Raw genomic sequence first — 13,630 nt, forward strand, 5'->3', positions numbered from 1 at the left:
CGCCATCATGAGAGGGCAATGGGAGGTTTTGGGCCAGTTCTGCATTCAAATTCTTGTCAAACTCATCGATAATACAGAAAATTTCTGTAACTTTGGATAGAAAAGCGACAATCCTTTATACAAGGGAGTTCCATGCAATCGGCGAATTTTCGGGTAACGATTTGGCAACCGTTCCATTTGCTATGATATACTATATTCTGCTTGCATTTGAAACTCTTTTTCGGCTTCAAAGTTACTTGTTTTTTGTTATCCGACAAAATTTTGCACTAATTTTTAAGGTGCAGATGCTTTCTTTTCAGAGAATTATAGGTATCTTTGTCTACATCAAATAAAGACGATAATGAAGCATAAATTATTGACTATCCTCTTTACGGCATCCTCTCTTGCATTCATCTGGGCTATATATGCCATGATGTCTGATAACTCATCTCCTCATTCACCAAAACATAATGTTACAATGAAAAAACTCTTTTTATGCTCATCTTTTCATGATGTGGCTTCTCTTCTGCCCAAGTCTTTTTCTGTTCCATTGAAAGGAAAGACGGTAGCATTCATTCCAACCGCAAGTATCCACGAAGAATATACCCAATATGTTGAAGATGGGAAAGTGACACTTGACTCCCTTGGGCTTGTCGTGAACGAATTGGAAATTACACGGCACGACACGAAGGAAATTGCACGGTGCCTGGAAGACTGCGACTATATCTATGTTTCGGGTGGCAACACATTCTTCCTCATGCAGGAACTCCGAAAGACAGGGACGGACAAATTGATTGCTGAACAAGTGAAGAACGGCAAGCCGTATATCGGAGAATCGGCAGGGGCAATGGTTGTCTCTCCCAGCATCGAATATGCCAAAGAGATGGACATCCCTCCCTCACAGACCTCGGATTTCAAGGGGCTTAATATCGTGGAATTCTATCCCGTCCCGCATTTTGGCAGTTTTCCTTTTGAAAAAGAAACACAATTGGCCGTGCGGAGATACATAAATTTGCCGTTGAAACCCATCACAAACCAGCAAGCCATTGTCGTTGTGGGAGATAGCGTGACAATACGGCAAAAGTGACACAGATTCTATAAATAACAAACCTCGATTATGGAAAATCAACTATTAACAGAAAGGACAACGAGTTTAAACCTTTTAAAACAGGCATTGCAACTTTATACTCCAATGGAGGAAACATGCGATATTAGCATAGAATAATCTACGTCCCGATGAATAATAGCTTTATCAACAAATCATAGACAATCATGAAACAGAAATCCACTTTAATGGTAATCAAGAACTGGGCTTTGTTCCTGATTCTGGTAAGTTTCAGTATGGCACTGGGTAGTATCGTTGCTTTTGTTGCGATGAATTTCAGCTCGGAATCCCAAAATGCAGCGTTCTTTTTCTGGCAGCGGAAGTTCATTGACAGCATCATGTCTTTTGCTACACAACCAGGAATCTGGCTTGTCTTTATTGCCAGCTGTTTGTTATATGTGTGCGAAAGAAAGAGGAAGTACATCGCACTGCTAATTATTGCTGGAATGGTACTCTTGATTGGCCAGGGTCTTCTCATCCCATTAGCACATCAAGTATCCGATCTTGCCTATCAGCATAAAGAATCTGCTCAAGTTGCGGCTGAGTTCCTAAGCAAGAAGCAGACAGAAGATATATTAGGTGGAATCAATATGCTTTTGTTGATAATATATGCTTCTATTGCTGTGTTTGGGCGAAAAGAATGAAACTTACCAAAACGCATCATAGTAGGATGAGAATCTGTCATTGAGAAAATTGAATTCACAATTTTCTTATAGTTATGCGTATTATATGTAGAAAAAATAATTGACGAATAATGGAGCGAAATAATTTTATAGAAACCAATAGGAGCAGTTGGAACCAAAAGACTGAGGAGCATTTTAATTCGCAATTCTACGATGTCAAAGGTTTCTTGGAAGGAAAGTCGTCACTCAATTCCATAGAATTGGAGTGTCTCGGAAACATAGAGGGTAAGAAAGTCTTGCACTTGCAGTGTCATTTCGGGCTGGATACAATCTCCCTGTCCCGTATGGGGGCTAAGGTTACAGGAGTGGACTTCTCGGACGAAGCCATAGAAAAGGCCCGACTGCTTGCAGACAGATCAAGATCTGACACAAAGTTTGTCTGCTGTAATCTTTTTGACCTGCCCGAGTATCTGGATGATTCGTTCGACATCGTCTTTACAAGTTACGGAGTCATCAATTGGTTCCCCAATCTCAAGGAATGGGGAGCTATTATAAGAAGGTATCTAAAACCAGATGGAAAGTTTGTGATGGTAGAGTTTCATCCAATTCTATGGATGTTTGACACGCGGTTTGAGATGATAGAGTCCGCTTATTCAAGGGAAGAACCCTATATAAGTGTTTCTGAAACCTATGCAGACACTTCTGGGACAGGTGGAGAATACAAAGAGATAACTTGGAATCACGGTTTGTACAAAGTCTTTCAAGGTCTGCTGCAGAACGGTCTGCGCATAGTCGATTTTCAGGAATACGATTATTCGCCCTTTAATCTGTTTGGAAATATGGAAGAAGACAAAGGAAAGTATCATATAAAAGATAAAGAAGGAATGATACCGATACTGTTTTCTCTTGTTGCTCAGAGATAGCTACAGCCATAATACTGACGCAGAAGAATGGTATAACGAGCATGTTGTTGCTTGCTATATGCCCTTTTTTACATTCTTCGCCCATGGTTTGTTTTATGTACCCTGTTTGAGTTTGGGAGAAGACGCTGGACTGACCTTTCCCACTTTTCTTTGAACCATGTGGCAATCGGCACTCTGTCCACGAGCAGGTCGAGTACGGTCTTGCCGTCCCTTTCCTCCCTGCCCACCTGCAGGCGAGCCTTCTCAACGGTGAACGAACGCCTGTATTCGTCCGACCGCAGTTTTCCCGTAACGACGAGTACTTTGCCTTGCAAGAGTTCGTCTGTGTGTTTCTCCGACAATCCGACCGAACGGCAAAGCCTTTCTATCCTGAGGAACTCTGCGAGCATGGGAAACCACTCCCTCGCCTTGTCAATGATGCGCCTCAGATTGCAGACCTCACGCTGATGAAGCTCCGATGCCCGCAACAGTTCGGCGGTGTGGCTGTCCCTCATCTCCTGCATGTCCGTGCGCATCTGTCCGATGCTCTCTTTAAGTTCCGCCACCTCACCGTGCAACTTCCTGTTCTCGCTTTCAAGCCTGTTTACTTTATTACCACCCAGCAGGGAGTTGATGCCGTTGAGTGCTGCGGTGGCGGTCTTGGTGGCGGAGTTCTTCAGTTCTACCGTCTTTGTCTCCGCCTTGATGCGTGCGAGTTCTTGCCTTGCGCAAGCGGCTTCGCCGATTACCTGTTTGGCTTGTTCCGCTTCCTCGATGATGCGCCGTGCCTCCGCCTCCCTTGCCAGCAGGGTGGATATGCTCGCCTGTATGTCCTCGCCCTGCGTGATAAGACTGCGGTAATACTCGTGCGTGGACAGGTGCTTGGCGACTGACCCTCTGATACCCCTTTTCAGCCCGTACCTTGCCATATGCTCAGCGTAAGTGTCCTGATACCTGATGAGGCTGGCACGGCTCATCACCTCGTCGGCACAGAGGCGTGGGGCAGGTGCTTTCGTCCTGTACCTGCGCTTTGCGTTCTCTTCCTTCTTCTGCTTCCTGCGCTCGCCCTGCACTATCGGCACTACGGTGGCATGGATGTGCGGTGTTTCCTCGTCCATGTGCAGGACTGCCGACACGAGATTGTCCGTCCCGTAGGTCTCCCTCAGCCATGCCACGCTGTCATCGCACCACTTTCCGAGTCTGCCTTCGTTCTCCATCCGTGCCATGTCCTCGTGCGTTCCGCTCAGCACGATGCGGATTGCCTGTACTTGGTTCTTCCCTATCTTGCGCTTCAGTCCTGCCGTATCGAGGCGGTGGCGTATGGCTGCCGTGCGGTTGCGCACCCCGTCGGGAAACTTCACCAACTCACGGTTGAGATGCGTCCTCGTGGGGTCTATGTTCTTCGGCACGATGGTGCGCTCGATATGTGCCGACATTCCGCTGTCGGCTCCCTTTGCCTTCTCTAAATGCAATACACAATATCCCATGATGTTTTCGTTTTATAGTTGTTGTCCTTTGTATTTTATATCCCTGATTTTATCGGTGAGAGGAGAAATGAAACTTGTTTCGGCTTGCCCGTTCCTTCATGCCGACAGGCTTGGCAGGGATGTCCAGAGGGGTGCAGCCCCGTTGGCTTATTGGGGGATTTTTAGCGGACACGAAGTGAAGCGTGAGGAAAATCCCCTAATAAGCTACGGTATTTTCCGACCTGCGGAAATATCCGTACCGTGCCTGCACCTGCCGTTCCCTTTTGTCCTTGCACCTGAAGCCCCCTCGTGGGCTTCTCCATCGGTGCAGCCGATTGGACTTGCCTCTCCGAAGGCATACTTGGACTGCACCCGAATGTCTGAACACCCTGCATGCTTGGAAATACTGAATGCACTGCTTGCCGTGACTGCCTTTTTCTGCTGCTTATATCAGCGTGTCCTGCATGTCCTGTTTCCGCCTGTAATGTCACTGCCGTTTCCCACCGAAGTCGGAGTGATGAAATTTCTGATGAATTGATGAATGTTGTTTCAATAATTTGAAAATCAATGCAATACGCTTTCATCATGCCCTCATCAAGCCGCTTGTCAAAGTTGAGTTTCATCATTTCCACCGTTCCTATCCCTGCATATCCTCCAACTGCTTCCTGCCGACGGTATAGAAACGCCCCGTGCGCCTTACCTCCGTGTATGGGCGCATGTTGTCATAGTTCGGCTGGCATGTCGTATAGGTGAGCGTGTTTTCGGCAGGGGCGAGTTTCCATATTTCCTGCACGATGCGCCTTACCTGTGTCCTGTCCGTCCTGCAACCTGCGCAGTTCAGCAGCAGGAGCATGTCGTTGATGCAGAAGGAGAAAGCGTCCGCTTTCATGCAGTCCATGGCTTCAAGGCAGGTTTCCGCCATCTCCACCTCCGTCCTGTTGCGGTTGCTCCGTATAATCCTGCTCAGGGCTTGCGTGCGGATGAGTTCGGGACTGAACCACATACGGCTCTCTTTCCTCGTGGAGAGCGTGCGATGCTGGAGAAAATAGAGGAAGGCAGGTATTTCCTCCTTTACCCGTTGCAGGAAGTCCGTGTCGTCCTTTTCTATCCTCCCCACCTTCCTCACCCAATAGCGTGTCTCCCCTGTGTCGATGATGACGGGCAGACGCTCGTTGTTGGAGCACAGCACGAACTTGGCAAAGAATGAAATCTCATCCCTGTCCTTGCCCTTCGCCTCCACCTTGTAGGAAAGGGTGGTGCTGAGGTTCTTGAGCCGCTCGCTGTCCTCCCTGCGGTCGAGAAGCACCTCGTCCACGAGGATGAGCAGTTTCCCTGCCCAGTCCGAGTTGAACTGGCTTCGGAAGTCCTCATTGGTGTTGAAGGTTACATTGCCGCCGAAAAGAGCTTTGAGAAAGTTGAGGAATGTGCTCTTGCCCGTGTTGCGCTCCTCTGATACGAGCAGCAGGATGGGCAGTTTCTCTATGGGATGCAGGTAGAGCAGTTGCAGGTAGTCCATGCCAAGTTCGTACTGCTCCCCGAAGATGTGTCTTGCCAGTGCCTCTATATGGGGAAACACACCTTGCTTCGGCTGGTGTCCCGTCGGCTCATAGAGGTTGAGGAAACTGCCTATTACGGGCTGATAGTCCACATGGTCGGGGACGGTGCAGAAACCGTCATACTTCGGGACGGTCGCCAGATAGTCCCTGCCGTAGTCCTGACGGAGCGTCTCGTTGTTCCACACGATGCGCTTCCTTACAAAACCGCCTCCGACAAGAGGCATGTCTGCAAGTTTGTAGAGTGTCGTTCCCACACGGACGAACGCCCCGTCCTTTTTTCTTTTTTCGGGCGTGTCTTCCAACAGCCCTCCGTTGTTTTTCTTACTCATTTCCTTCTTGCTTAAATGATTGATATATAGCATCGTGCAAAGTTACGGACATCGTTCCGAAACCCACTTGTGAAGAATGGTGCAGAACGGTGAAAGAAAAACGGAATGGAATAAAAACAAGGGAAAACAGGGAGGTGCAGAGCAAGAATTGAAGGGAACAGGAGGATAATTTGGCAGGATTTGTCGAGGGTTGCTGCAAAAGGGAAAATGCCTTTTTCTTTCATCGTATGCAAGTGTCTGATGATATATAGATGAGCTTGTAATCACTTGATACTCAATTATACTATATGCCTATTCATCAATTCATCAAAATAAAAGTGGTTGTGTTCGGTGTGTTTTTCTTTTCTCGGCAGTCCTATGCAACTCGTCACTGGCTGCCATCCCTGCCTACCAGCCACCAAAAGAAAAAAAGGTCTGCCCTCTTGTGTCTATGGGGACAGACCTCTGGCAAGGCGTTTCAGCAAGGACTGCCTGCCCGTGCAGGAAGGAGCATGACAAACCTTTCGTGCCGTTCGGTCAGCATTGCGATGACATGCTCCCGAAGCCTTTTTGCCCTTTGCGACCTGATGCGGAACGCAAGGGCTATGACCATTTCAAGGCTGTACACATCAAGCCAGCGCCCCTCAGCCACCCTGATGTTCCTCTCTGCCGTGCAGGGGTGCAGCAGTCCATCCCTGTATATCTTCTTGACCTGCGTGCGGACGGTATGTCCGAACACGCCAAACAGGTCGGCAATCTCAAACTCGCCCATCCATATTTCGCCGTTGGGTATGACGATGTTTCCGTGCTCGTCCATCGTGATTGTCTGGCGGACCTTGCTGTTTATGTCTTTCCCTTTCATTGTCATGCCATCTTGATATTTCCGAATGATGCGTTGAGCTTGCTGCCGAGCATGGAGAGGTCTGTTTCGAGTTTCTCGGTGGTTATCTTCGCATAGAGTTGCGTGGTTACGATGTTCGTGTGTCCGAGTACACGGCTCACGCTCTCGATGGGCATGCCCTTGCTGAGTGCCAATGTCGCAAAGCCGTGCCTTGCGCAGTGGAAGGAGATGTCCTTCGTTATCCCGCACTCTCCGATGACCTTCTTGAGCCTCTTGCAGACCGTCCAGTAGTTGATGTCCCCGAATATGGAGTTGTCCTTCTGGAACGGTCTGTATCTGTCAATGATTTGCAGGGGGACATCAAGCAGTTTCACTTGGAACGGAACATGCGTCTTGTGTCTTTTCGCAAGTATCCACTTCTCGCCGTTCACCTCCACTATATCGTCGGTGGTGAGTTCCTTCAAGTCCACGAACGAAAGGGCGGTGAAGGAGGCGAAGACGAACAAGTCACGCACGAAAGCGGAGTGGCTGTCGGCAAACTCGTGAGCCATAAGTGTCTTCAGTTCATCCTCCGTGAGGAACTCACGCTCCTTTGTGTTCGGGCTTACATGGAATTGCGCGAAGGGGTTTCTGGGTATCTTGCCGTTGAAGTGCGCGCGCATCACCACGCCCTTGAGCCACATGCAGTTAAGCCAGATAGTGGCGTTCCTGTTTCCTTTCACCGTGCTGAGATACACGGCGAAATCCCTGATGAAGTCGGGGGTGAGTTCCATCATGGACATGTCACTGCGGTTGTACTTGTGGCGGATAAACCTCGCCGTGTTGTTCCTCGCCCTGAGCATCACCTTGTATGTCCCCATGCTCCTGTCCTTGCCAACACGCTTGAGCAGGGAGGCGCAGTCCCTGTCGAACGCTTTCAGCAGAGTGTCATACTCACTGCCAAGTCCCTGATAGGCGTTGCGCACCATCTCCGCCGTAACGAACGCCTCACGGTCGGAAAGACGCTGGTAGTGCTTGATGATTTGCGCCTTGATGTTGTCGAGCGAGAGGTTGGTGGCAATGGCTTCCTTGCTCTTGCCTTTCGCCTTGTTGCCTCTCACATCCCACAGCTCCCTCGGGATGGTGCGCTTGCAGCTGAACTGCGCCACCGTGCCGTTGATTGTAACACGCCCCATGATGGGGACGATACCGTCTTTCTCCTTGCTGCCGTTCACATAGAACAGCACCTTGAATGTGCTTCTTGCCATTGCCTTTTCTTTTTGGTTGCAAAATTAAACATGAAAGAGCCTAACTCTGCTATGCAAAATATAGAGCAACAAAGCAACAGCAACGGATGCACGGAAAATCGCTGTTTTTCTCCTTTTTGGAGGAGGTAATTAGCCCGCCTTTGGGTAACGATTTGAAAACCTTTCTGTTTCTATAATCCGCATTTTCCTGCCTCGTGGCAGATGGCGGATTTGCTGCGGTTTACACCGTATATCCTTAATAATCAAGCCGAATTGCGTTAAACTGCCGATTTTATGCAAATATTACAGCGATTTTCTGTAACTTTGTCCTTGGTAATCATCGCTTGGTTGTTTTGTAACTTGTTGATTTTCACCTATAAAGGTACAAAATATTGGCGAGATTACCAACTTTTATAATGCTTTTCTTATCCCGAACTCGCGTATTAAGATAAGGAGTAAGGGAGTAAGGAGTAAGGGAGTAAGGAGTAAATGAAACTCTCCTACAGCCTCTCCCTTTCCCTCTTCCCCTCCTGCAGAGGGGGAAAACTTAGGATAAAAGAGGCCTCCCCCTGCCCCCCTCCTGCAGAGGGGAAAACTTAGGATAAAAGAGGCCTCCCCCTGCCCCCCTCCCGCAGAGGGGGGTCAGGGGGAGCCACTATTGGCTGGCTGGTTGGAACTATAGCTCCAGTGAGTTCGGACTCAATAAAAAATCGTAAATACTAATGGTTGTGATACCGTTCTCGTCCCTTGTTACCGGTGTCTCTTCCCCAAGGATTATCAGCTTTTTGAAAGAGTCATCTATCTTCAGCAACGAGAGATGCTCCTGCCTTGCCTTCTCGTCAGTCTCCATCCTGAAAGCAGACTGTATGTAATAACGCTTACTCCCCAAGTTGCATACGAAATCAACCTCAAGACTTGTGCGCTGCTGCCGGCCGGCGGCATCCTTATACACCGCTGGCACCACCCCGACATCCACATTATAGCCCCGAATACGCAATTCGTTGTAAATCAAGTTCTCCATAAGGTGGCTTTTCTCCGACTGCCTGAAGTTGATACGCGCATTTCGCAGCCCCAAGTCCATAAAGTAGTATTTGAAGGGAGTGCTTATGTATTTCTTTCCCTTGATATCATATCGTGTCGACTTCTCTACCAAGAAAGAATCACAAAGATAGTCTATATAGTCTTTGATAGTGTCATAAGATATGGAGACTTTCTTCTCGCTAAGGAAAGTGTTGGCCAGTTTGTTGGGATTGGTGAGCGCACCAATCCCTGAAGCCATCAAATTGATAAGCTCTTCCAAATCATCATCCTTTCGTATATCGTAGCGTTCTTTGATATCTTTGATATAGGTCTCGGTAAACAATGACTGCAGAAAATGTACTTTCTGTTCTTCCGTGCCTTGCATCAGTATCTGAGGCAAGCCGCCATACAGCATATACTCATTTAGGCCTGCCTGTACACTTCCGGGGTAGGCACTCATATATTCGCTGAAGCTCAAAGGGTATATCCTTACCTCGTAACCACGCCCGCGAAACTCAGTGATAATATCCTTGGATAAGAATTTTGCATTACTTCCCGTTACATATATGTCAACATTGTGCATCTTAAGAAATCCATTGAGCACATCCTCAAAATGCTCAACCATCTGCACCTCGTCCAACAAGATATAGTACATTCCATTATCCACGATATTGCCAATAACATAAGAGTAGAGCGTGTCGGGATTTCGCATGGATATGTTCTTATAGTCATCCAAGTCAACTTTGATGATATGGTCATCAGGGATGCCATTGGATTTCAAGTAGTCGTAGAACAGATAAAACAGCAAAAACGACTTACCACTCCTACGCATTCCTGTTACAACCTTAATCATGCCATTGTGGCGCAATGATATAAGCTCGTCAAGATACTTTTTTCTCGCTATTATCTTCATCGTAATCGAAATTTATGTAACCCGGTGATGTCTTTTCCGATTACAAAGATAAGTTTTCCCCGCCATAACTCCAAGTCCTAATCGAAATTTCTGTCATTTAGTGATGTTTTTTTCGATTACCGGATAGGACATCCTATCACTTCAGGTTGGTTATTGCGGAGAAGAAAGGGGAGGCCTCCCCCTGCCCCCCTCCTGCAGAGGGGGGAAACTTAGGATAGGGGAATAAAAGCTGTTGGCTTTTGTTCCCCTATCCTATTATTCTTACTCCTTACTCCTTCTTCCCTACTCCTTACTCCTTACTCCTTATTCCATCCCCCTCCCCTTGGGGGAGGGCTGGGGAGAGGTGTTACTCCATCTCCCTCATAATCTTGGCATAGACCTCGGGGAAGAGGTGGCGCACCTTCGAGGCCACGAAGTGGAGGTCCTGCTGCACGCGGGGCGAGTCGAAGCGAGCCTGGAAATCGAGCTTGCGCACGATGGTGCGCTCCCTGTAGCCCGAGAGGAGGGCGAAGAGCTCGGCCACGGCCTGATGGCTCGCGCTGGAGAGCGTGCGCTGCGCGTCGAGCAGATAATAGGCCAGGATGGCCGTCTGCTGCGCCGTGAACTGGTCGGGGCGGTCGGGCTGCTCCCCAGCCCCCGCGGGCTGCACGCTGTCGAGCCAGAGCAGCCAGAGCGAGACAAACTTGCGGAGCACGGCACGGGGCAGACGGGCATAGTGGAGGCGTGCCACGGCAAGCACGGGGTCGGCATCCATGAGGGCGAACACCTCGCCGGGAAAGGCGAGCAGCAGCGCCTCCAGCCGGGCGGCATCCGCATGGCGGGCCAGACAGCGCAGCGTGTCCATCTGCGGCGAGCGGGCGGCCGTCTGCTGCCAGAAAGCCTTCCATGCCAGCCGGCTCTCGGTGCTCCCCAGGTGTACGAGGGCGCAGCGCAGGGCGTGGGCGTCGTGCCGTGTCTCGGGCGGGGCGTCAGAGTCGAGCTGTGGCAGGAGCCGTTGCAGTCGCAGGGCCGTATCGCCGCTGAGGTCGAGAGACAGCAGCGGGAGCAGGGCGGCGAATGCGTCGTGGCTCCAGCGTCCCTGCCCCGCGAGCCACTCCAGCGACGAGAGCGTGCGGTCGAGCTGCTGCTCGGCGGCCGTAGGCATGAGCGTGGGGAGGTCGGAGGCCGAGCGCATCCACTCCTCGTATTTTACAAAGTCTTTCGGGGTTGCGGCGAGCGACAGCCCGTCCAGCTCTGCCCTCACGGTCAGGGCGTGCATGTCATAGTCGCCACCCACGATGGTCGTCGTGATTTGTCCCAGCCCCTGCGCCTCGAGCCAGGAGGAGGCCACGAGTTTCTGGTCGTCGGCCACATTGCCCCACTGCTCCGTGCCGCAGAGGGCTTCCACGGCACCGTCGACGGCTGCGCCCGCAGCGCGCCGCAATATCAGCTCGCGCCCCGACAGAGCGGGCTTCAGGCTGCCGCGCCCGTCGAAGAGCTCCTGCCACCGGTCATCCCTCAGGGCGTAGTAGCGCAGGCCCACAATGTTCATGTAAATCGTCATCGCTGCTCTGTTTATATTATTATTAAGGTGTCCGCCGCCCCGTGCCGTGAGCCCGGGCGGGGTCGTGGCATCTGTGTCTTCCTATAAGCGCAAAGATAATCTTTTTCGGCGAGCCGCGCAAGCAATCGCACTAATTTATTTTGTTAAATGTTCCCCGCACCTGAAGCCACGGAGCATAGGGCACAAATCAAAGACATAGAGCGGAAACACGATGCTTGACTTTTGCATCAGAATATAATACTATTCTTCCAATTGATTTCTCACTAATCTATAATAATAGCCTTTTATTGATATTAGTTCGTCATGATTGCCTTGCTCTATTATTTTTCCTTGGTCAAGGACTATAATATTGTCTGCCTCCCTCACAGTACTTAAGCGATGGGCGACAACAACAACTGTTTTGTTTTGGAAAACAGTTTTAAGATTTCTTACTATTACCGATTCAGTATTAGCATCCAAAGAATTTGTTGCTTCATCAAACACAAATAACCGTGGATTTCTATATATCGCCCGAGCAATGAGAATGCGTTGTCGTTGCCCGTTACTCAAATTCATCCCGTCTTGATAAAGCATTGTATTAAATCCAAGAGGAAGAGAATTTACATAATCCAATATACAAGCTTTATTTGCAGCATATATAAGCTTCTGCCCATCTTGAGTAGAATCGGTTAATCCTATATTTTGAGCTATGCTTTCCGGGAAAATAACTCCGTCCTGCATAACTGCCCCACACAGGCTTCTCCACCATCGCAAATCCAAATGCTGTATATCTATGCCACCTATTGTAACACAACCTTCTGTTGGGAGGAAATGTCCCAGCAACAACTTCACCAATGTTGTTTTTCCACTACCACTAGCACCAACAATAGCTGTTACCTTATTTTGTGGAATTCTTAGCGTAATATGGTTTAATACATTTTTTTCTTCGGATAAATCATATTGAAAACTTACATTGTGAAATTCTATGTTAACATCGTTTATATCTTTGATACATCCATACTCCTCCTCCTCGTTTTTCATAGAATGTATTTCGTTAATACGATCCATACTGATGTTAACATCCTGCCATTGATAAATAAAACTCATTATATCATCCATAGGAGCTCTGAGCTGACCAATAATACTTTGCACGGCTAACATTACACCCAAAGTGATGCTTCCTGATATAACAGAGGTAGCTGCTATTATGACGACAACTATATTGGTCAGTTCCGTGATGCATATACCTCCTGCTTCCTCATATTGATTTAAAGTGAGTGATTTTAGATTGATACCGAAAATATCTTCTTGTACTTTTCTCCATTGTTCCCGCTTCCTTCGCTCACATCCTTGAATCTTTATTTCCGGCATACCTGTAATCATCTGATAAACTACATCTCGTTGGTTGGCTTGTTTCTCAAAGTATTGATAATCTAATATGCGACGCTTATTTAAGAAAAGGAAAATCCATAGGACATACAGCAAATTACCCAATACAAAAACTACAAGTATTTTCCAACTATAAAATGCCAAGACAAAACCAAATGTAACGATATTAAAGGCAGAAAACACAAGCCTAGGGCTCTGATCTGTAAGAAAATTCTCTATACGGGTATGATCCTCTATCCTTTGCAAAATATCTCCAGGAAGTTTTATATAGAAGAATTTCATTGGAAGTTTCATCAACTTGACAAAAAAATCAGAAATGAGCGAAATATCAACAAGTGTGCTAACCTTAAGGAAAACTCTCCGCCGGAAGAAATCAATAATTGTACCTCCTGAAAGAAGAGCAACTTCTGCCAATAAAATCAAATATACTATATTGAGATTTTTCGGCACAGTTGCAAATATCCGTGGCAATAACATTTTGTTATCCAAAGATCATCGTCGTTCTATACATGAAGAATGGCAGGTCTTGTACTCCACGGAGCTGTGCTCTGAAGCCTTTCAACTTTGAGTTTAGAGATTCTGCATGAGCATTAGTTGATCTGTTGATGAAGTAGTTTAGTACTTCTTCCTCCTTGTATTTGATAGCATCCCTTGCAGCCTTCACTTCACGCAAAGTGCATGCTGAGACCTTCTGATACCAATCATGCAGTTTATCCTTTGCTGCAGTCCGATTAATATCCTTGCTACTAAATATGCATCTTAGGCTACAAATAAGCGTAT

At 48.1% G+C, this 13,630-nt stretch carries 12 protein-coding genes; 3 read left to right on the top strand and 9 right to left on the bottom strand.

Annotated elements, in window-relative coordinates; genetic code table 11:
* Positions 1 to 457: 457 nt before the first annotated feature.
* The 3 genes from BM114_RS13500 to BM114_RS13510 all read left to right on the top strand — a co-directional run bounded on the left by BM114_RS13500 (position 458) and on the right by BM114_RS13510 (position 2,630).
* Complete coding sequence (locus BM114_RS13500; RefSeq protein ID WP_092114238.1) at positions 458 to 1,066, top strand: Type 1 glutamine amidotransferase-like domain-containing protein; 609 nt, start codon at positions 458 to 460, stop codon at positions 1,064 to 1,066.
* A gap of 185 nt (positions 1,067 to 1,251) precedes the next feature.
* Positions 1,252 to 1,728 (top strand): hypothetical protein, encoded by a 477-nt coding sequence (locus tag BM114_RS13505; protein ID WP_092114222.1) that lies wholly within the window; start codon positions 1,252 to 1,254, stop codon positions 1,726 to 1,728.
* Positions 1,729 to 1,838: 110 nt separating this feature from the next.
* The gene (locus tag BM114_RS13510; RefSeq protein WP_092114224.1) at positions 1,839 to 2,630 is read left to right on the top strand and encodes a class I SAM-dependent methyltransferase; all 792 of its coding nucleotides are present in this window, start codon (positions 1,839 to 1,841) and stop codon (positions 2,628 to 2,630) included.
* 68 nt (positions 2,631 to 2,698) lie between these two features.
* On the opposite strand, the gene mobV is transcribed toward BM114_RS13510, so the two are convergent.
* From mobV to BM114_RS13555, 9 genes are all read right to left on the bottom strand, one after another.
* On the bottom strand, positions 2,699 to 4,096 hold the full coding sequence (gene mobV / locus BM114_RS13515; RefSeq protein WP_092114226.1) for a MobV family relaxase: 1,398 nt from the start codon (positions 4,094 to 4,096) through the stop codon (positions 2,699 to 2,701).
* A gap of 161 nt (positions 4,097 to 4,257) precedes the next feature.
* The gene (locus BM114_RS13520) at positions 4,258 to 4,701 is read right to left on the bottom strand and encodes a hypothetical protein (protein WP_255406542.1); all 444 of its coding nucleotides are present in this window, start codon (positions 4,699 to 4,701) and stop codon (positions 4,258 to 4,260) included.
* Between the two features lie 11 nt (positions 4,702 to 4,712).
* Entirely contained in the window at positions 4,713 to 5,960 is a 1,248-nt protein-coding gene (locus BM114_RS13525; protein WP_092114240.1) for a primase-helicase family protein, read from the bottom strand.
* A gap of 457 nt (positions 5,961 to 6,417) precedes the next feature.
* A complete protein-coding gene (locus BM114_RS13530; RefSeq protein WP_092114228.1) occupies positions 6,418 to 6,807 on the bottom strand; it encodes a hypothetical protein in 390 nt (129 codons plus the stop codon).
* Complete coding sequence (locus tag BM114_RS13535; protein ID WP_092114230.1) at positions 6,804 to 8,027, bottom strand: site-specific integrase; 1,224 nt, start codon at positions 8,025 to 8,027, stop codon at positions 6,804 to 6,806. Before BM114_RS13535 ends, BM114_RS13530 begins: the two co-directional genes overlap by 4 nt.
* A gap of 655 nt (positions 8,028 to 8,682) precedes the next feature.
* Entirely contained in the window at positions 8,683 to 9,939 is a 1,257-nt protein-coding gene (locus BM114_RS13540) for an ATP-binding protein (protein ID WP_092114232.1), read from the bottom strand.
* A gap of 346 nt (positions 9,940 to 10,285) precedes the next feature.
* Positions 10,286 to 11,482 (bottom strand): hypothetical protein, encoded by a 1,197-nt coding sequence (locus BM114_RS13545; protein ID WP_143089351.1) that lies wholly within the window; start codon positions 11,480 to 11,482, stop codon positions 10,286 to 10,288.
* Positions 11,483 to 11,722: 240 nt separating this feature from the next.
* Positions 11,723 to 13,339 carry a peptidase domain-containing ABC transporter gene (locus BM114_RS13550; RefSeq protein WP_092114236.1) on the bottom strand — a complete coding sequence of 539 codons (1,617 nt, stop codon included), beginning with the start codon at positions 13,337 to 13,339 and terminating at the stop codon, positions 11,723 to 11,725.
* A partial coding sequence (locus BM114_RS13555) for a transposase (RefSeq protein WP_143089352.1) occupies positions 13,332 to 13,630 on the bottom strand: 299 nt, incomplete at its 5' end. The genes BM114_RS13550 and BM114_RS13555, both read right to left, overlap by 8 nt.

The sequence above is a fragment of the Prevotella sp. KH2C16 genome (assembly GCF_900113305.1).
Taxonomy (GTDB): Bacteria; Bacteroidota; Bacteroidia; order Bacteroidales; family Bacteroidaceae; genus Prevotella.

Coding starts and splice junctions, on each gene's coding strand:
- BM114_RS13510 (WP_092114224.1), top strand. CDS start 1,839: ATGGAGCGAAATAATTTTATAGAAACCAATAGGAGCAGTTGGAACCAA.
- BM114_RS13545 (WP_143089351.1), bottom strand. CDS start 11,482: ATGACGATTTACATGAACATTGTGGGCCTGCGCTACTACGCCCTGAGG.
- BM114_RS13540 (WP_092114232.1), bottom strand. CDS start 9,939: ATGAAGATAATAGCGAGAAAAAAGTATCTTGACGAGCTTATATCATTG.
- BM114_RS13530 (WP_092114228.1), bottom strand. CDS start 6,807: ATGACAATGAAAGGGAAAGACATAAACAGCAAGGTCCGCCAGACAATC.
- BM114_RS13505 (WP_092114222.1), top strand. CDS start 1,252: ATGAAACAGAAATCCACTTTAATGGTAATCAAGAACTGGGCTTTGTTC.
- BM114_RS13525 (WP_092114240.1), bottom strand. CDS start 5,960: ATGAGTAAGAAAAACAACGGAGGGCTGTTGGAAGACACGCCCGAAAAA.
- BM114_RS13500 (WP_092114238.1), top strand. CDS start 458: ATGAAAAAACTCTTTTTATGCTCATCTTTTCATGATGTGGCTTCTCTT.
- BM114_RS13535 (WP_092114230.1), bottom strand. CDS start 8,027: ATGGCAAGAAGCACATTCAAGGTGCTGTTCTATGTGAACGGCAGCAAG.
- BM114_RS13520 (WP_255406542.1), bottom strand. CDS start 4,701: ATGATGAAACTCAACTTTGACAAGCGGCTTGATGAGGGCATGATGAAA.
- mobV (WP_092114226.1), bottom strand. CDS start 4,096: ATGGGATATTGTGTATTGCATTTAGAGAAGGCAAAGGGAGCCGACAGC.